The following is a 17,391-nucleotide window of genomic DNA, read 5'->3' on the forward strand; positions in this document are numbered from 1 at the left end:
CACCGGTCGCGGCGGGGCGGCGCGGTCTACTGGGCCTGCCGGGGCATCAGCAGCCGCGACGCGAGTGACGGTCAGGGTGGTCATGGTTGCCGAGCGGGCCGCTGCCGGTGTCGCCGGCCGGGGGTGTGTCCCGCGGCGGCTGCCCCGGCGGTGGCGCGGGTACGACGACGGGTGCGCCGCGGTCGGAGTTCTTCTCCGGTGCGCCCGGGACGCGTGGGCTACACACCGCCCCCGGCCGGCGGGCCCCGTCGAGGCTCATCCGTGCGGTGACCTCGTCCCCGTCCTGGGTGAGTGACACGCCCTGTGCGGTGAGGATGCGGTGGACGGCGGTGTTGCCCGCGGTCGTACTCACGAACACCGACGCGAAGCCGGCCGTGCGCGCGAGATCCAGGAGCTGTTCCAGGACCGCCCCGCCGACCCCGCCGCCGCGGTGGGAGCGCCCGATCCACACTCCGGCTTCGGCCGTACCCGGCCTGTCCCGGAGCGGGCACAGGCGCGCCGCTCCCACCACCTGGTCACCGACGACGATGACGTAGGTGCGCTCCTCCGGATCCGCTGTCAGCGTCCTCGACCGGTGGAACCGCGAGAACGCCGCCTGCCGCTCCGGGGTCCATCCCGGGGGCCCGGCAACCTCGGGCATCACGTCCTCGGGGTCGGCATCGGCTGTCGCGGTGTCCAACAGACGTCCCAGCAGGAGCTCGTCGAGCGGTCGCAGGGTCACATCAAGGCACATGATTCACATCCTGTCATCGCCGCGCCGCGAGAGAGTGGGCGGTGTCGGGAATGAGCCGTCGAACCCGAACCGAACCGAACCGAACCGAATAGAACCGAGCCGTCCGGAGCGGGCGGGCCCGAGAAACGAGAAGGCTGCCTCATGCGTGTCAAGGAATTCGATCATCTGGTGCTCAATGTGCGGGACGTCGAGCGAGCACTGGACTTCTACTGCGGACCGCTAGGCCTGGAGCCGGTCCGGGTGGCCGAATGGCGGGCCGGCGAGGTGCCCTTCCCCTCGGTGAGAGTCAGCCCGACCACGATCATCGACCTGTTGGATCGCCCCCGGGGCGAATCGAATGTGGACCACATCTGCCTGGTGGTCGAACCGCTGGACTGGCAGCAGGTCATCGACGCGGGCACCTTCACCGTGCTGGAGGGCCCGGTGAGCCGGTTCGGCGCTCGTGGGACAGCGGAATCGATCTACGTACAGGACCCCGAAGGCAACACCGTGGAGCTGCGCTGGTACCCGCGGGACGTCACCCCTGAGTGATCCGGCCGACCCGCGCGCAGAACCGGCTGTGCGGTTCCCGACCGGTATCGGCCGGGAACCGCACGAGTCGTCGACAGTGGTCGCTCAGGCTGCGGATTGTCTTTGAGGTCAGTGTGGTTGATGGCTGGACGAGAGCGCCGGGCCGGCGTGGGCGGAGCGTTGTCAGTGGCGTGCGGCAGGATCGCACCACCAGCTCATCCACGGGAACAGGGAGTCGCGGTGCCGGTCACGAACCAGCAGGTGGTGGAGCACGTATTTCTGCGGAGACTGTACCCCGACGGGTACTTTCCGGACCATGTGCTCGACAAGGGCAAGGCGATTCTGCTGAGGCTGTGCGAGCGCATCGAGGCCGAGGAGCCGTCGGATCTGGCGGCGCTCTATGTGCTCACGGCGGTGGCCACGGAGGAATTCAACGCCCTGCAGGCGGAGTTCGAAGCGGCCTACAGTGACATCGAGACCGTTGCGCGAGAAGAGATCGCCGAGGATTTCTGGTTCGTGGCGTCGGTGTACGGGTTCACGGACGCGGACGTGGAAGAGCTGATCGCCGCCAGGGACTGGTGAGGCCGCCGGTGACGCCCGGCGCCGCCGGGCGTCACCGAGGCGAGCGACAGCCTGGGTCCGCCGGGAGCGATGATCCGGAGGCCTGGACGCCCGGGTCTTCACCGACGTTGGTGAGCATGGTGCGCAATACCTTCAGTGCGGCGACGTACTCCTCGTCGCTGATGCCCCGGTGGACCTCGGCACGCAGCCCGGTGGCCAACTCGCGCAGCCGCACTCTCGCGGCCTCGCCGGTGTCGGTGAGCCGCAGCCGCTGCTCCGCGTCGGTCCGGAGCCAGCCGCGGTGCAGAAGTTGGTCGATGACCCGGGGGATCTCATGCGGCCCGTCCGCGAGTGGAGCCAACTGGTGACCGACCTCCTCGCGGGTCGGCGCCGCTGGTCCACCGTGCACGCGGTTGAGTACCCAGTACTGCGGTTGGGTCGCGTCGATCCTGGCCATCGTGTCACGAAGCCGACGGGTAACCGCGGTGTGGGTCAGACCGGCCCAATAGCCGATGGGTTGGGAGGCCGACAGGTCGTCGGTGGCGGTGGGATCGGCCGGCGCCTGGTCGGTGGTGTGGGCAGCCGGCGGGTTCGTGGTCACGGCGATATCTCTCTGTTGTTCGGGTGTTAGCCCGAAAGTAGTGCGCAGAGGTCGCCCACGCACACCCGTCGCCCGAGCCGCACGAGGTGAGGACCCCGGTCGTCGTCGGCGGCGTGGCACACTGGTGCGAGGGTCATTACACCGCTGACCAGCCCGGACGTTGGTGACGGTCTCGCTCGCACAGTGGGTCGACCGCTGTCGGGAGCGGGCCGTACGGACAGTCCCGGAGGCCGGCCGTCATGAGCCCCGCGAGGCAACCCCTCGGCGGAGTTCATCCACGGGTTTTTTCCTCAGCATTCTGTGAACAGCGGGATTGTGGGTAGCATCCGCCACCAACAGACATCCCAGGCGAAGGAGCCACCATGCCCAACAAGACGGCGACCCTGCAGAACCAGTACGCCCAGCAGGTGGCCACAGATCTGAAGCGCAACGTGGGCGAGCAGGATCGCATCGCCGCGGAAGTCGCCTCGCTGCAGGGCCAGCTCGAGGTGCTCAAGCGGGACTCCGAGCTGCTGGAAGGCATGCAGTCGGCGCTGGGCGGCGCTGCCGCCCCGGCAGTGAAGCCCGCCAAGACCGCGGCGGTGCCGAAGGCGCGACGTGCCAAGGGCAGTGCGATCGTCGACACCGGCAAGAGCCCCAAGAACACCAAGAAGTCGGTGAAGGCGAAGGCCGAGACGCCGGCCCGCAGCACGTCTCCGTCCCTGCGTGAGGTCGTTGTCACGCTGCTGGGACAGCACCACGAGCCGCGCTCGGCAGCCGAAGTCTCCGCCGAACTGGCCCAGGCGCAGCCGGAGCGCGCGGTGAACGTCACCCTCGTACGCAATGCTCTTGAGGCGTCGGTCGCCAAGAACCAGAGCACGCGTACCAAGCAGGGGAAGTTCGTGTACTACACCGCTCTTCAGCAGGACGCGGCAGCGGCGCAGGCAGGTGTGGCAACGAGCGACGCGAACGCGTAGCCGAGGCCTCACACCATATTGCTTCTCCGGCGGGGCTGAGCAGCGTCAACTCCTGGCGCTCCTTGCCCAGGCCGGGTGGCATGGGGCGACTCGTCGCGCCGTGGAGTTCCGCGCCGTGGCCCGGTACGGAGGCCGACAGGGCCGACTGGATCACCCCGCTCGTCGAACGGCGCATCATTCGCGGCGCCCTCGATGTGGCATGCACCGCGCACGGGTTGCCGCCGCATCGGCTGCCCGGATGCGTGGGAACCAGTCCCGACGAAGACCTGATCGCGCCGCTGTCACCAGGCGGCACGCGCATACAGGTATGTACCTACGGCCGATCTCGCGGGGTGGGTCCGCCTCCTGTTCATTCGGTGTCTTCCGCGGCCAGGTCGGGGCGGAGGCGGTGCCACGAGGGGTGGCGCAGCAGCCCGGCCCTGGTGCGGGTGGCGTAGCCGACCTCACCCACCAGCCGTGGCAGGACCCACTGCGCGCCCGCGACCGGCGGCACGGTACTGAAGGGGCAGAAGTCGACGGCAGCCACCCGCAACAGGTCGTTGAGGACGGCGCGTTCACGCTCGCTCCACCCCGTCCCCACGCTCCCGATGTACCGCAGCGCGCCTTCCTCGCGTCGGCCCAGAAGCAAGGCTCCGAAGAGCCCGGCTAGTCGGCCTCGACCGGGGACCCAGCCGCCGACGATCGCGTCCACCGTCACCTTGTTGCGCACCTTGACCCAGTCTCGGGAGCGCACCCCGGGGACGTAGACGGAGTCGAGCCGTTTGCAGATCAGGCCCTCCAGACCGTGTTCCCGGCTCGCTTCGAGTGCCTGTGTGCCGTGTCCGACGAGCGCGGCCGGTGTCGACCAGTGCGTCCCCGAGAGCGCGAGGCTCTCCAGGTGCCGGCGGCGCTCGGCGTACGACAGGTGCATGAGGGTGTCGCCGCGCAGATACAGGGCGTCGAACAGGATCAGGTGGGCCGGTACCTCGCGTGCCAGCCGGGCGGCTCTCGCGGGTGGTCCGGACAGTCCCATCCGGGACTGCAGCAGCTCGAAGTCACTGCGCCCCTCCTGGTCCAGGGCGACGATCTCCCCGTCCAGGACCGCGGACACTCCCTTACCGAGGACGGCTCCGAGGGGCTGGAGTTCGGGGTAGACGGCCGTGATGTCCGCGCCCGACCGGGCACGCAACTGAATCGAGCCGTCGCCCGGCAGATGCAGCAGGGCCCGCTGGCCGTCCTGTTTGACTTCGAACGCCCACCCCTCCTGGGCGGCGGGCAGGGCGCCCGGTGTCGCGAGCATCGGAGCGATCCGAGGGAGTGTCATGACTCCACTCTTACCGGGCACATCGGTCTTCTCGTGACGACGCCCCAGGGGACCCGGCCCGTTCCCGCGCCCACCGATGACCCCTCGATGTACGCGCGGGCCACATCACTCGGGTCGCCGCCTCCTGCCGCGCCGTATGCCGGGACGGCCGGCGTGAGCGGAGATCAGCCGGGCGCCGGGTTTTCCATAGCGGTCGGCGTCGCCCGGTGGTTCGGCCAGGCCGTCAGGGCCGTCGCCAGCTGTGCGCGCGAGCGGACGTCCAGTTTCTGGTAGATGCGGGTCAGCCGGGCCTCGACCGTCTTGACGCTCAGGTACAGCTTCGACGCCGCTTCCTGGTTGCTGGCGCCCTGCCCGACCAGCAGCGCGAGGCGTAGTTCCGCGTCCGTGAGGGACGGCAGGATGTCACCGCGGGCCGGGGCGGGGTCGGTCGTACGCGAAGAGGCCTCCGTGGTGAGTCCCAGCCAAGGAAGCGCGCCCGCTCGTTCGAAGACCGCGGCGGCGGCCTGCAGCGCGCCCTGCGCGGCCGAGCGTCTGCGCCGGCGGCGCTCCACACGGGCGAGCGCGACCAGTGCCCGGCCGCCCTCCAGCGGCAGTCCGGCCAGGGCGAAACTCTCCGCCGTGCGCGCCAGCAGCGCCGCTGCCTCGTCCGGCTTCCCGGCCGAGGCCAGGCACAGGGCGTACGCCCGGTCGTAGCCGAGAAGCACCGTGGTGCGGCCCAGGCGTTCGGCGACCGGCCGCACACCGTCGAGCAGCGCCATGGCCTCCTTCGGGGTGTCGTTCGCCAGTAGCGCCTCCGCCAGCTCTTCGTGCCACCGCAGCGCGGACGGGTCGACGGTCGACTGGGCGTGCTCGTCGGCCTGGACCCGGCGCAGGCTCTCCAGCGCCGATGCCACGTCCCCATTGATCAACTGGACCCGGCCCAGGGCATACAGGCCGCGGGAGAGGAAGACGTGGTCGCCCTCCTCCTCGGAGGCCCGGACACTGCGCCGGGCGTAGCTCGCGGCCCGCTGGAAGCTGCCGCCGGCGGTTTCCGCGAGCGCCAGGGCATACCAGGCGGGGCCGGGGGAGAGGCCGGCCTCCAGCGTCAGTGCGAGCGATCGGCCGGCGTGTGCGAGCGCCGCCGCGCACTGGCCCCGGCGGGATTCGATCTCCGCGAGCGTGCTGAGCAGCTCGATGGCGTCCTCCACCGGGCCGCGCCGCTCGACCAGCGGCAGCAGCGCGTTGAGCTGGTCGCGGGCATCGGTGACCCGGCCGTCGAACATGGCATGGCGGATCGTCAGGATCTGCGCGTCGTTGTGGATGCCCAGCGGGCGCTCGGACACCTCCAGGGTCCGTGCCTCCGCCAGTACCCGACCCGCGTGCGGCGAGCCGAGAACCCGGTCCATGCGTGCTTGTAGGGTCAGTGCCCGCGCGGCGGTCCTGCGGTCGCCCATCGAGTCGGCGAGCGTGGCGGATTCCACCGCGGCGGCCCGGGCTCGTACCGGGTCGCCGTCGGCCAGGACGTACTTCACGGCGAGGCGGAGCGATACGGCCGCGCGCAGCAACGTATCGCCTTCGGAGTCCTCCATGGCGTGCACGTAGATCTCGTCGAGGTTGCACAGCCCCTGGCCCGCCGTGTCCAGTACCGCGAGCCGCACGCGGACGCGGTCGGCCGGGGACGCGTCCCGGGCCAGCAGGTCGGTGGCCGCGCGCATGGTCAGGTCCGCGCGAGCGGCGCGGGCCGCTTCCTCGGCGGCCTCGACCAGCCGCTCTATTCGCTTGGCGCCGTGCTGTACGGGGGTGGATTCGGCGGCGAGCAGGGCGAGTTCGGCGGCCAGGGCGCTGTTGCCCCGGCGGCGCGCGGTGTCGGCTGACGCGGCGACCTCGGTGGCCAGGGCCTCGTCGGGGGTGTCGGTGGCCAGCGCCCGGTGGCGTACCGCTTCGACAGGATCGTCCACGACCTGGGCGAGCGCCGCGTGACCCGCGCTGCGCTCGGTCCAGCAGGCGTCGTGCACGAGCGTGGACGGCAGTACTCCGGCGGTGAAGCCGACCTTCCCGTCCTCGTCGAGGGAGACTAGGTGCGCGCGTTCGGCGGCGGCGAGGTCGGCCTCGGCGGCGGGCCGGCCCGCGCGGCGTATCAGCGCGGCCGTCGGGCGCAGTGCCAGTGCGGCCAGCAGCAGGGTGGCACGCACATCGGGCGAGGCGGCGCCGAGCAATTGGCGGGCGAGGTCACGGGCACGTCCGGACAGGGACAGCGTCTCGGCGTGATGCACCGGAGTGCGCGCGTCTGCGAGGGACCTGCCGACGGCCAGGGCGAGGCGCGGATTGCCGCCGCTGGCCTTGTGGATCCGCCCGGCCATCCGGGAGGGCAGCCGGTGGTGGATGAGCAGTTCGGCGATCTCGTCCGCCTGCAGGGGCGGTACGAACAGCACGTCGGCCTCGGAGGGCACCCACAGGGGCTCCGGGCCGGTCGGGCCGGTGCGTGGCGCGACGCCGGGCGGAGGGTCGGACCCGTACGCCGCCGGTGTCTCCACGGCGATCACCCGCAGCGCGGGCGGAGCCAGGTGCAGGGCGAAACGCAGTAGGTCGGCGCTGGTTTCGTCGATGTCCTGCACGCTGTCGACCACCAGCAGGACCGGGTCGCGCGCGGCCAGGGTCCGGAGGATCTGGGCGAGGGCGAGCCGTAGGGCGATGGGGTCCCAGCCCTCGGCGGGGATGGGAGCTTCGCGGCACAGCATGGCGACCGCGGTGCGCTGCGGGCCGGGCAGCCCGTCGAGAATGTCGTACGTTCCCGGTCCGCCGGATTCACCCGGTCCGCCGGGGCGGCTGTGGGCGGCGCCCGGCGCGGGCCAGGACACACAAGCGGCGACCGATGCGACGAGGGCGGCAGCGGCCGCACCTGGTATGTCCCGGTCGGCGGGGAGGGTGGCCAGCCAGATCACCGTCTCGCCGAGGGCTTCGGCGTGCGCCGCGGAGGCCAGCGCGAGCTCGGTCTTGCCGACCCCGGCGGGGCCGGTCAGCAGGGCCCGGCCGCGAGTGTGCAGGACGCGGTCGAGCCGTGCGAGGAGCTCCGTGCGCCCGACGGGCGCGGGTCTGTACACCGCCGACGTCATGAACCCACCACCACCTTCCGGTGTGCGCGAGCCCTCTGCCCGTGCGAGCAGAGAATACGAAGTGGGCAGTCGCCGTCCAGGCCGACCGTCCGGCATATGGACAGAACTGGTGCGGGGCGCGCCCGCGAAATGTTCGCGGACGACGCCCCTGAACAGCAGGAATGCGATTCAACGACTGTCTCAGAAGGTGAGATTCCAGCTGTCGATGTAGCCGGTGTCACCTGATGCCACATCGCGGACCTGGAGCTTCCAGGTGCCGTTGGCGACCTCGCTGGAGGCGTCGACCGTGTAGCCGGCCAGCACGTTGTCGGCGCCGTCCGAGGACGAGGAGGCCTTCAGATTGCGGACGGTGCCGTCCGGGGCGACGAGGTCGACGACCAGGTCGCCGCGGTAGGTGTGCTTGATGTCCACGTCGACCTTGAGGGCGGCGGGTGCGTTGCCGGTGCGGCCGGTCACGGCGATGGACGACGCGACCGTCGCGTTGTCACCGATCGTCACGTCGGCCGCGTTGGCGAAGGTGGCGCCGCCGGGGGTGGTGGTGCCGGTGACGGCGTTCACGGTCTTCGTCGTGTCGGCGATGCCCGAGCCGCAGCCACCGGTGCAGGTGCCGGGAACCGGCCGGGCATTGCTCTTGATCGCGGACTCGATGTCGGCCGGGGTGAGGGTGCTCTTGGCGGACTTCAGCAGCGCGGCGAGGCCGGCGATGTGCGGGGCGGCCATGGAAGTGCCCTGGTAGGGCTTGTAGTTCTCCCCGGACTGCGTGGTGGCGCCGGAGTTCAGCGTCGAGAGAATGCCGTTCTCCGGGGTGGTGACGGTACCGGGCGTGTCCGTGGCGCGACGGGTCTCGCCGCCGGGCGCCGCGACATCGACGATGGTGCCGTAGTTCGAGTAGAAGGAGCGGTTGCCCTCACGGTTGGTCGACGCCACGTTGATGATGTTGTTGCAGTTGGCGGGTGTGAAGCCGGAGGCGTTGGTGTTGTTGTTGCCCGCGGCCACGACCACGGTGGTACCGCGTGAGACGGCGCCGTTGATGGCGTTCTGGTAGACGCTGGGGCAGGTGGCGCTGGCGCCGCCGAGGCTCAGGTTGATGACCTTGGCCGGGGTCGCGTTCGCGGTGACACCGGGGACACTGCCGCCGGAGGCCCAGGTGATGGCCTCGGCGATGTCCGACGAGGAGCCGCCGCATTTGCCGAGGACGCGTACGGGCTGGATCTTCGCGTTGTACGCGATACCCGCGATGCCCTTGGTGTTGTTGGCCGTGGCGCCGATGGTGCCGGCGACGTGCGTGCCGTGCCAGGAGGAGGTGCTCGCCTTGGAGGTCGGGCCGCACTCGCCGTCGGTGGCGTTCCAGTCGCCCTCGTCCTTGGCGTTGTTGTCACGGCCGTTGCCGTCACGGGCGTCCGCCGACGCGGAGATGAAGTCGTATCCGGCGACGACCTTGTCGGCCAGGTCCGTGTGGGTGGCGTACCCGGTGTCGATGACGGCGACGGTGACGCCACTGCCGGTGGTCTTGTCCCAGGCGCCGGGGACATTCATGCCGCCGGTGGTCTCGAACAGGTCCCACTGCTTGGCGTAGTCGGTGTCGTTCGGGGTGACGGCCAGCGGGTACGCGCGGATGTCGGGCTCCGCGGAAGCGACCGAGGTGTCGGCACGGAACGCGTCGATGACCTCGCCCAGGTCCTTCTTGGACGCCTCGCCGCCCAGGTCGACCAGGGCGGCGCCGTCGGCGAGCCGGCGTTCGAACGACAGGTCCTCGCCGGTCGCCCGGCCCTTGGCGTCCGCGTCGCTCTTGGCGGCGGCGTTGGAACCGGCTTCGGCGGCCTTGGACTTGTAGGTGACGATGACCTTCTCGACGGGCGCGACCGGCGTGGAGGACATCGACTGCGCAGCCGGAATGGGCTGAGGGGAGGGGCCCGCGGCGGCGGACGCCACGGATGAGGTGGCAACGAGCCCGGCGATCGTGGCGCTGGCGGCCACGGCGGATATGAGTCTCCGCCTGGAACCGTTCAAGGTGTTCCCTTTCATGACATACGCGCGGAGCGAAGGCGGCGGCGCATCAACCGCGAGTGGTGTGGGGCCACATGTACGCGGTTGCTGGGCCGGGTGAGCCCGTGCGCCGCCGCCGGCGCTACGACCCTGGTCAAGGCCGCTCCCGGCACACCCGCCCCTTGCATGAACCTGACATTCGGGTGTCAGGGGCCAGAATCGGGGATTCGGAATGCGCCGGTGCGGCAGACAGTAGGGAACGGTGAGATGAACCCGATACGGGGAAAACCCTTGTCACCCCCGCGAGGGCCGGATCGGGCCGCGGGAGGAGGGGTGGCGTCGGCGCCCCGTCCGGCCGTCAGCGGCAACCCGCCTGGCCACAGGGCGCCCACCGCATTCCGTGCGCGCCCGGCCCCGGTTCCGCCCCTGATGAAACCGGGGCCGGCGCCGCTCTCCCTGGGTGCAGGCGGGTGCGGGCGTTGTACGTCTCCGCCAGGGATGCCGATCCGGCGTCACGGCGTGTCCGGGGTGCCTGGCTCTCCTGGTCCAGCCGGCCTGTCCGCCGTCACCGGCGGCGAGCCGGTCGTAGCCAATCGGTCGGTCGGTCGCGCGTGCGGAGTCAGCGCTGGGCGAAGACTCCCGCCGGGAAGGCTCCGTTGGCCACGGCCGTCTTCGCCAGCCGACCGCCGATCTCCGTGAGGCGCTCGACCCCTGCCTGCCCGAGGTGGTCGTAAGGCGCCCGGGCGAGCCGGTCAGTGGTCTGTTCCGTCTCGCGGCGCAGCTCCGCGCCGAGCGGGGTGAGCTCGCCGGCGGCGTCCAGGATGTCCCGGTCGCGCAGCCGGTCCTGGGCGTCGTCCCACTCCTGCTGGTTCCAGCCCCGGCTGTGCTGGGCGAATTCGGCGGTGAAGCCCTTGCCCGTGGCGGTGTGCGTGATCAGGGCTTCCACGCCGTCCAGGCCGCCCGTGGACAGTGCGGCCAGGTGGCCGTCGCCGCGGTACTCGCGCAGCAGGGTGATGGCGTGCCACAGGGCCAGGAGGGGCTGGTCCGGTGTGGGCAGGTCGGCGTGCGCCGCGTAGAGCGGTCGTCCGGCGGCGGTGCACGCCTCGGTGGCGGTACGGGCGAGCTCGGCCGCCTCCCGAACCTCGGGGTCGTCATGGATACCGTCGCCGAGCAGGCGGTGCAGCACGCGGTCCACAGCCTTGAGCCGGGCGACCAGAATGTCCGCGGGGGCGACGAGGTCCCAGGCCCGGGGAATGTGGCGGGCCACGAGGCTCGGGCTGAAGTTGAAGAACGTGGCAGCCACCACGCCTTGGCCGACGGGCCCCATGGCCGCGGCGCGACCGGCGAAGTAGGACATGCGTCCCGCCTCCAGACCGGCTGCGGTGTACTCCTGTTCTGCCTCGGGGGCGAAGTAGATCAAGGAGTGGAGCGGGTTGAGTGCGGCGTGACAGTTTTTACCGGCCGGTAGGGAAGTCATGAGGGAACTGTAGATCCGTTTCATCTCGGCTGTCCGACCGGGCATGGGGTGTACGGCTATGCACGCTCCGCGGGGTCCGAGGGGCCGGGCCCTACCCCGTGTCCTCGGTGATCAGGTGTGGCTGCCCGTGAGCGTCGCGTAGACCACGACGTTGTCGGCATAGCGATTGTCGGCCTTGGAGTAGGAGCCTCCGCAGGTGATCAGCCGCAAACCCGCGTGGTCGAGGTTGCGGTACACCTCGACGGTGGGGAACCGGTCCTTCGCGTACCGGGCCACCCGGTCCACCGTGAACTCGGCGGTGCGTCCGTCCTGCCGGGCAACCTCGATCCTGGCTCCGGGGCCGAGCCCGGCCAGCCGGAAGAAGACGGCGGGCGCGCTGTCCCAGGTGACATGGCCGGCGATCACCGCGGGCCCCTCGGAGCCGGGAGCCGGTCCCGGTCGGTACCAGCCGGCCCTGTCCGGGTCGCGCGGAGTCTCCATCGCACGGTTCTTGTCGCGCCCCAACTGCTCCAGCGTCGAGGAGACCTTCAGTGAGGGGATCGTGACGCGTATGGGCTCGGAGGCAGGCAGGGCGGTGACATGTCGCGGGTGGGGCTTCGAGGCTCCGCCCGACGGTGACGGGGGAGTCGCCGGAGCAGTCGGCCCGCCACGGTCCTCGGCTCGGGGCGGCGCGGGCTGCTGTCGGCCCATTCCCAAGGCCAGCAACAGCCCGCCGACAAGCAGGAGAGCCGAGAGGGCGATGATCACGATCCTGCGCCGACGCGTACGCGCCACGTCGTCACGATCACTGCCCTGCCGCTTCCTGGTCATTGGCTCATCCGTCCGCGAGGTCGTCGTCAGGTGATGCGGATCAGTCGCACGGGCCCGTTCAGTCGCGCGGGTCGGTGCCCTCGCCGAGCGCCCTGCGGCGCAACACGAACAGGGCTCCTGCGGCCAGCACGACCGCGGTGCCACCGGTGGCCAGAATGCCGGTCGCCTCGATTCCCCGGGTGTCGCCGGATCCGGTCTCGACTCCGCCCACCGGCATGGAACCCACCGAAGCGCCCTTGACCATGCCGCAGTTCGCCGGGGCGGTGGCCTCCTGGGGGAGCTTCGGGTCGAGTTCGCTCTTGCCCAGGCTGAAGTCGTACTTGCTGTTCGCGTTCGGGTCGATGCCGTGCTGCACGACGTGCAGGTCCTTGATGTGATCCACGACGGCCTGCGAGACGGTGATGGTGCGTGAGTACGTCAGCTTGCCGTCCTTGTCCGCGACGGGCATCCGGTCGACGGCGAGCCCGCTGTCCTTGGAGGTGTCGCCCTTGGTCGTCAGGGAAATGTTGATGTCCCCATAGGCGGGGAGTCCCTCGGCGGTGGTGACGATGCTGTCGCCGTTCTTGTCGGCGCTCGCGTCCGGGCAGTGGAAGTTGTGGCCGTCCGTGGAACCGTGGATGTGCTGGGCATGCGGCTGACCGGGTACCAGTCCGTCGGCCTCGATCTTCACCGTCAGTTTGGCGCCGTCCAGGCTGAGCAGCGCGGCGCCACTCGCACCCGAGCGGTTCTGCTGCTCCAGTTCGATCTGGTAGGCCTTGCCGTCCGGAGCCTTCGCCGGGCTGCCGCTGTGTGCGAAGGACGGTGTGGCCGCTAAGAGCACGAGTGCGGCGGGCAGGCCCATCAGGGCCGCGAAACGGGCTGGGGGCTGGAATATCACTGCGATGCATCCCCTTCCGGGCGGTCACCGGCCTTGCACCGGCGCCGCGTTCGGGCATTCGGTCTCTGGCTCTGCTCCTATTCGGAGCGGGTTGTCCGACGGATTGGTCCTGCATGCACATGAAGAAAATGAGCGACTGGCGACGGCCTGAATGGCAACGCCTGGTCCACCCGCTTCATGTTCCGCAACGGCAGCAAGGGTGAGGTCTACGTCTACACTCCCGCCGGTGACCGCTACGGCAAGGACATAGGCCTCGGCGCCTGGAACTTCTCGCCCGACAACAAGACCCACACCATCCAGCAGTCGGTGAACCGCTCCACGGGCAAGATCACGGTCTGGTACGACAACCAGCAGGTCCTGTCGCAGAACGCGGCTCCGGGCATCGGTGGCATTCCGTTCAAGGGTGTCTTCTTCTCCACCTTCTTCGGTGGCCATGACACCAGCTGGGGCCCCGACCACGACGAACACGCGTACTTCTCCAACTTCGCCGTCGGCACGAGCAAGTTCTGAAACCAGGCCCCACCAGGTGGTGACAGGGTCGGCCCGGCCCCGCGCGCGGCGGGGAGCGAGCCGGCCGTAGGGGGTGGAGGCAAGGGCGAGCCGCCGGCGGGATCCCCCCGACACGCGAAATCGGCCGTCGCCCCGGGTGCGACCGATACGGCCGGTCGGAGCAGACGGAGCTGCGCCGGACCGGGTCCGTTCCTACCCTGGCTGAATGATCATCAGAGTTTCTGTTCGCGGGGTGATTTCCGGCGCGGCTGCCCTCGCCATCGGCGCGCTGGGCGTCCTCGCGCCGACGGCCGTGGCCGTCCCGCAGGCCGATCCGCTGCCGCCGCAGCCCCGGTCCGCCGACCTGTCACCACTCCACCGGCCGGGAACCCATGTGCGGACACACCGCGGGGCTCCGCTGCTCCCTGACGACGTGTCCGCCCTGTCGTGGCTGGTGGCCGACGCTCGCACGGGTGACGTTCTCGCCGCCCATCAGGCCCATCGCCGACTGCCTCCGGCCAGCACGCTCAAGACTCTCTTCGCTGTCACCGCGCTGCCTCGGCTGGCCGACGAAACCCTGCACAAGGTCACCGAAGCCGAGCTCACCGGAGTGGGGGAGGGCAGCAGCCTGGTGGGCATCGCCCCCGGCAACACCTACCAGGTGGCGGACCTGTGGCGGGGCGTCTTCCTGAGTTCCGGCAACGACGCCGTGCACGTACTGGCCGAAATGAACGGCGGCTGGGAGGCCACGGCCCGTCAGATGCAGTCCAGAGCCCGAGCCCTGGGCGCGAACGACACACAGGTGATGTCGCCGGACGGCTACGACACCCCGGGCCAGGTCTCCTCCGCGTACGACCTGGCGATCTTCGGCCGGGCCGGGCTCGCGAACCCCGAGTTCGCCCAGTACGCGGCGACCGTCGACGCGCCGTTTCCCGGCGAGACCCGCAGCGACGGACGGCCCACCTGGACCTACGGGATCCAGAGCACCAACCGACTGCTGACCGGAGCGGGCGGGGTCGGACGCTACCCCGGGCTGATCGGCGTCAAGAACGGCTACACCTCCGGCGCCGGCAACACCTTGATCGCCGCCGCCCGCCGCGGCGGGCGCACTCTGCTGGTGACAGTGATGAACCCTCAGCGGGGCGACGGGTACGAGGTGTACGAGAACGCGCGCTCACTCCTCGACTGGGGCTTCGCCGCCGCCGGACGGGTCGAGCCCGTGGGCTCTCTGGTGCCTCCGGCTCCGGTGCGCAGGGCCCCACGGTCCGGGCCGCAGCCCGTGGCGCAGGCAGCCGCACTGCCGGAGGAACCTGGCTCAGCCATCCCGTACGCACTGCTGAGCGGTGTGGTCGGCGCGACATGTCTTGCGGCCGTGGTCATGGTGCGGGGGAGGCGCGGACGGAACCTGCGCTGACCACGGTCGCGGATCTGCCGACGACCCAACGAAGCACGTGCCATCGTCACCGTGCACGCGGCCCTCGACGCCGGCGTGACCCTGCTGGACACCGCCGATTCCTCCATTGGCCCGGCGCCGACCCCGGACACAACGAACTCCTGGTCGCCCGCGCGCTCGCCCACCGCCGCGAGGATGTGCTGGCCGCCGCCCAAGGGCGGCAGGGGTCGTCCCGCGGACGGATCCTGACCGTCAATGGCGACCCCGCCCATCTGCGGCGGGCTTGCGAAGCGTCGCTGCGCCGACTCGGTGTCGAGGCGATCGGCCTCTATCAATTGCACAAGCCCGATCCCGCCGTCGCGTGGGCCGAATGGGTCGGTGCGCTGTTGGACCTCCTGGACGCGGGCAAGATCCAGCGCGCCGGGATCGCCCACGCGGATGCGCCGCAGGTGCGGGAGGCGTACGAGGTTCTGGGCGACCGGCTCGTCTCCGTACAGAAGGAGTACTCGCCCAAGGAGCGGGCGTCGGAGGACGTGCTGCGTCTCTGTGAGGAGCTGCGGCTGGCGTTCCTGCCCTGGAGTCCGCTCGGCGGCATCGGAAACACTGGCAGCCTGGGCAAGGCGTTCGACGCGATCGCGGAACGCCGCGGGGTCGGTCCGCAGCGGATCGCTCTCGCCTGGCACCTGACCGGGTCGCCCGTCTCCATCCCCATTCCGGGTTCGAGCCGCCCGTCGACGATCCGCGACTCGGCCGCCGCCGCGGCACTCACGCTGGACGCGGACGAGCGGGCCCTGCTGGACGCCGGATGAGACCGCGGGCCCCTGCGGGACCGGTGGCTCAGGATCGGCTCAGGGTTGCGCGAGGTAGCCGGCGAGAGCGCTGCGGTTGCGCCGGAGGGCGTCGATGCGCTGGTCCGTGGCCTCCAACTCCCGGTCCATGACGGCCCGCAGATCCGCACACCAGTCGAACTCCGGTCGCTCGCCCCGGACGCACGGCAGCACCGAACGGATCACCTCGGTCGACAGGCCCGCCAGCAGCAAGGCACGCACCTGCCGTACGACGAGGACCGCGGCCTCGTCGTAGTCGCGATAGCCGTTCGCACCACGCCTCGCGTCCAGCAGCCCCTGGGCTTCGTAGTACCGCAACAACCGCGCGCCGACCCCGGTGCGACGGGACAACTCTCCGATCAGCATGCGACCCCCACCTCGTCCGAGCTTGACCTTGCCACTGATGTGAAGCCTTAACGTCAACCCGCGAACAGCCATTCCGCGACGGCCCGGATTTTCCCCGGGCCACCGGCCCGCGGCTTTCCGCTCCGCTGAACCCGTTCCGCCCGATCTCATACCGCAGGAGTGACACATGACCACCATGGGTGCTGAACACGACGCCGGGGCGGCCGACCGCTCCTTCCTCTTCGTCCTCGGCAGCTCCCGCCCCGAAGGCAACACCGAGGCCCTCGCACGCGCCGCCGCCGAGCAGTTGCTCGCCGATGTCCCACAGCGCTGGGTGGACCTGAGCCAAGTGCCGTTGCCCGACTTCCAGGACGGCCGCCACGAGAGCGGCACGTGGCCCGTCGGGGAGAACGAGGAGACGCTGCGGCAGGCCACCCTGGAGGCCACCGACATCGTCATCGCCTCCCCGCTCTACTGGTACACCCTGTCCGCGCAGACCAAGCGCTACCTCGACTACTGGTCGGGCTGGCTCGTGGTGCCCGGCCTGGAATTCAAGGAGCGCATGGCGGGCCGGACGCTGTGGGGAGTGACGGTCATGTCGGACCGCGACGAGGCCGTCGCCGGCGCGCTGGAGACCACCCTCAGCCACTCGGCGGCGTATCTGCGGATGCGATTCGGCGGGGTGCTGCTCGGCAACGGCTCCCGCCCGGGTCAGGTGCGGGACGACGAGCGGGCGACGATCCGCGCCAAGACCTTCTTCCAGCGCGGGACCCCGCTCGCCCGCTTCCCCCGCGAAGAGGAGGACGGAAGGGGGTAGCCGGTGAGTGAGAGGATCGCCATGTGTGCCGGGTCCGACCGTGGAGGATGAAGTTGTACGCGATGTCTCTGGGCGACGACGGCGCCGAACTGCGCCCGCTCGAACCGTGGCAGGCCGAGGAGTTCCTCGCCCACCTGGATCGAGGGCGCGAGTTCATCGGGCAGCACAACGCGCTCCCCGACGTCGTGACGGACCTGGCGTCGAGTCGCGCGTTCCTCCAGGCGTACGCGGAGAAGGCCGCATCCGACACCGGGCGGATGTACGGCATCCGGGCGGACGGCAGGCTGGTCGGCGCGGTCCTCCTCCGGAAGATGGACGTCGAGCAGGGTGTCGCCGAGGTCGGCTGCTGGCTGGAGCCTGCGGCGGTGGGCAAGGGGCTGGTGACCCGGGCCGCTCGCGTGATCATCGACTGGGCCGTCGGGGAACGGGGCATCCACCGCGTCGAGTGGTGGGTGTCGTCGGCGAACCGGCCCAGCATCGCCGTGGCCCGACGGCTCGGGATGGCGAAGGACGGCGTGCTGCGGGAGAGCTACCTGTACCGCGGGAAGCGGCACGACGAGGAGATCTGGTCGGTGCTGGCGCCGGACTGGCGGGCGGGACGGCCGGCGCTGTGA

The 17,391-nt window shown here is 70.6% G+C and carries 17 protein-coding genes; 8 read left to right on the top strand and 9 right to left on the bottom strand.

The features are described 5' to 3' along the window. Positions 1 to 46: 46 nt before the first annotated feature. The gene (locus ACLLJJ_RS39805; protein WP_434599647.1) at positions 47 to 733 is read right to left on the bottom strand and encodes a GNAT family N-acetyltransferase; all 687 of its coding nucleotides are present in this window, start codon (positions 731 to 733) and stop codon (positions 47 to 49) included. Between the two features lie 141 nt (positions 734 to 874). On the opposite strand from ACLLJJ_RS39805, the gene ACLLJJ_RS39810 reads away from it, so the two are divergent. Continuing rightward, on the top strand, positions 875 to 1,264 hold the full coding sequence (locus ACLLJJ_RS39810) for a VOC family protein (protein WP_434599648.1): 390 nt from the start codon (positions 875 to 877) through the stop codon (positions 1,262 to 1,264). A gap of 219 nt (positions 1,265 to 1,483) precedes the next feature. Continuing rightward, complete coding sequence (locus ACLLJJ_RS39815) at positions 1,484 to 1,825, top strand: DUF5713 family protein (RefSeq protein WP_434599650.1); 342 nt, start codon at positions 1,484 to 1,486, stop codon at positions 1,823 to 1,825. A gap of 31 nt (positions 1,826 to 1,856) precedes the next feature. On the opposite strand, the gene ACLLJJ_RS39820 is transcribed toward ACLLJJ_RS39815, so the two are convergent. Then, positions 1,857 to 2,405 carry a MarR family winged helix-turn-helix transcriptional regulator gene (locus ACLLJJ_RS39820; RefSeq protein ID WP_434599651.1) on the bottom strand — a complete coding sequence of 183 codons (549 nt, stop codon included), beginning with the start codon at positions 2,403 to 2,405 and terminating at the stop codon, positions 1,857 to 1,859. Positions 2,406 to 2,767: 362 nt separating this feature from the next. On the opposite strand from ACLLJJ_RS39820, the gene ACLLJJ_RS39825 reads away from it, so the two are divergent. Further along, on the top strand, positions 2,768 to 3,361 hold the full coding sequence (locus ACLLJJ_RS39825; protein ID WP_434599652.1) for a hypothetical protein: 594 nt from the start codon (positions 2,768 to 2,770) through the stop codon (positions 3,359 to 3,361). Positions 3,362 to 3,710: 349 nt separating this feature from the next. Here ACLLJJ_RS39825 and ligD read toward each other — a convergent pair whose 3' ends face one another. From ligD to ACLLJJ_RS39855, 6 genes are all read right to left on the bottom strand, one after another. Then, positions 3,711 to 4,664: a non-homologous end-joining DNA ligase gene (gene ligD / locus ACLLJJ_RS39830; RefSeq protein WP_434599654.1), complete on the bottom strand. Its 954-nt coding sequence runs from the start codon at positions 4,662 to 4,664 to the stop codon at positions 3,711 to 3,713. A gap of 164 nt (positions 4,665 to 4,828) precedes the next feature. Continuing rightward, complete coding sequence (locus ACLLJJ_RS39835) at positions 4,829 to 7,756, bottom strand: AAA family ATPase (RefSeq protein WP_434599655.1); 2,928 nt, start codon at positions 7,754 to 7,756, stop codon at positions 4,829 to 4,831. Positions 7,757 to 7,936: 180 nt separating this feature from the next. Further along, the gene (locus tag ACLLJJ_RS39840) at positions 7,937 to 9,733 is read right to left on the bottom strand and encodes a S8 family serine peptidase (RefSeq protein WP_434599657.1); all 1,797 of its coding nucleotides are present in this window, start codon (positions 9,731 to 9,733) and stop codon (positions 7,937 to 7,939) included. Between the two features lie 628 nt (positions 9,734 to 10,361). Beyond that, positions 10,362 to 11,219 carry an SCO6745 family protein gene (locus ACLLJJ_RS39845; protein ID WP_434599659.1) on the bottom strand — a complete coding sequence of 286 codons (858 nt, stop codon included), beginning with the start codon at positions 11,217 to 11,219 and terminating at the stop codon, positions 10,362 to 10,364. Between the two features lie 111 nt (positions 11,220 to 11,330). Beyond that, positions 11,331 to 12,029 (bottom strand): class F sortase, encoded by a 699-nt coding sequence (locus ACLLJJ_RS39850; protein WP_434599660.1) that lies wholly within the window; start codon positions 12,027 to 12,029, stop codon positions 11,331 to 11,333. Positions 12,030 to 12,087: 58 nt separating this feature from the next. Next, positions 12,088 to 12,906, bottom strand: a complete 819-nt coding sequence (locus ACLLJJ_RS39855) for a hypothetical protein (protein WP_434599662.1) — start codon at positions 12,904 to 12,906, stop codon at positions 12,088 to 12,090. Between the two features lie 147 nt (positions 12,907 to 13,053). Here ACLLJJ_RS39855 and ACLLJJ_RS39860 point away from each other — a divergent pair, with 147 nt between their 5' ends. From ACLLJJ_RS39860 to ACLLJJ_RS39870, 3 genes are all read left to right on the top strand, one after another. Further along, a complete protein-coding gene (locus ACLLJJ_RS39860; protein ID WP_434600656.1) occupies positions 13,054 to 13,416 on the top strand; it encodes a polysaccharide lyase in 363 nt (120 codons plus the stop codon). Between the two features lie 205 nt (positions 13,417 to 13,621). Further along, entirely contained in the window at positions 13,622 to 14,809 is a 1,188-nt protein-coding gene (locus ACLLJJ_RS39865; protein ID WP_434599663.1) for a D-alanyl-D-alanine carboxypeptidase family protein, read from the top strand. A gap of 176 nt (positions 14,810 to 14,985) precedes the next feature. Beyond that, complete coding sequence (locus tag ACLLJJ_RS39870; protein WP_434599664.1) at positions 14,986 to 15,597, top strand: aldo/keto reductase; 612 nt, start codon at positions 14,986 to 14,988, stop codon at positions 15,595 to 15,597. A gap of 39 nt (positions 15,598 to 15,636) precedes the next feature. On the opposite strand, the gene ACLLJJ_RS39875 is transcribed toward ACLLJJ_RS39870, so the two are convergent. Continuing rightward, the gene (locus ACLLJJ_RS39875; RefSeq protein WP_434599665.1) at positions 15,637 to 15,981 is read right to left on the bottom strand and encodes a MerR family transcriptional regulator; all 345 of its coding nucleotides are present in this window, start codon (positions 15,979 to 15,981) and stop codon (positions 15,637 to 15,639) included. A gap of 166 nt (positions 15,982 to 16,147) precedes the next feature. On the opposite strand from ACLLJJ_RS39875, the gene ACLLJJ_RS39880 reads away from it, so the two are divergent. Beyond that, positions 16,148 to 16,777 carry a flavodoxin family protein gene (locus tag ACLLJJ_RS39880; RefSeq protein ID WP_434599666.1) on the top strand — a complete coding sequence of 210 codons (630 nt, stop codon included), beginning with the start codon at positions 16,148 to 16,150 and terminating at the stop codon, positions 16,775 to 16,777. A gap of 53 nt (positions 16,778 to 16,830) precedes the next feature. Continuing rightward, the gene (locus tag ACLLJJ_RS39885) at positions 16,831 to 17,391 is read left to right on the top strand and encodes a GNAT family N-acetyltransferase (protein ID WP_434599668.1); all 561 of its coding nucleotides are present in this window, start codon (positions 16,831 to 16,833) and stop codon (positions 17,389 to 17,391) included.

Source organism: Streptomyces sp. A5-4 (genome assembly GCF_051131715.1).
In the GTDB taxonomy this organism is placed as follows: Bacteria; Actinomycetota; Actinomycetes; order Streptomycetales; family Streptomycetaceae; genus Streptomyces.

What these genes read in the sequence shown, in the direction of transcription:
- ACLLJJ_RS39805 (WP_434599647.1), bottom strand. Translation starts at nt 733, where the DNA reads ATGTGCCTTGATGTGACCCTGCGACCGCTCGACGAGCTCCTGCTGGGA.
- ACLLJJ_RS39810 (WP_434599648.1), top strand. Translation starts at nt 875, where the DNA reads ATGCGTGTCAAGGAATTCGATCATCTGGTGCTCAATGTGCGGGACGTC.
- ACLLJJ_RS39825 (WP_434599652.1), top strand. Translation starts at nt 2,768, where the DNA reads ATGCCCAACAAGACGGCGACCCTGCAGAACCAGTACGCCCAGCAGGTG.
- ligD (WP_434599654.1), bottom strand. Translation starts at nt 4,664, where the DNA reads ATGACACTCCCTCGGATCGCTCCGATGCTCGCGACACCGGGCGCCCTG.
- ACLLJJ_RS39835 (WP_434599655.1), bottom strand. Translation starts at nt 7,756, where the DNA reads ATGACGTCGGCGGTGTACAGACCCGCGCCCGTCGGGCGCACGGAGCTC.
- ACLLJJ_RS39845 (WP_434599659.1), bottom strand. Translation starts at nt 11,219, where the DNA reads ATGACTTCCCTACCGGCCGGTAAAAACTGTCACGCCGCACTCAACCCG.
- ACLLJJ_RS39850 (WP_434599660.1), bottom strand. Translation starts at nt 12,029, where the DNA reads ATGACCAGGAAGCGGCAGGGCAGTGATCGTGACGACGTGGCGCGTACG.
- ACLLJJ_RS39865 (WP_434599663.1), top strand. Translation starts at nt 13,622, where the DNA reads ATGATCATCAGAGTTTCTGTTCGCGGGGTGATTTCCGGCGCGGCTGCC.
- ACLLJJ_RS39875 (WP_434599665.1), bottom strand. Translation starts at nt 15,981, where the DNA reads ATGCTGATCGGAGAGTTGTCCCGTCGCACCGGGGTCGGCGCGCGGTTG.
- ACLLJJ_RS39880 (WP_434599666.1), top strand. Translation starts at nt 16,148, where the DNA reads ATGACCACCATGGGTGCTGAACACGACGCCGGGGCGGCCGACCGCTCC.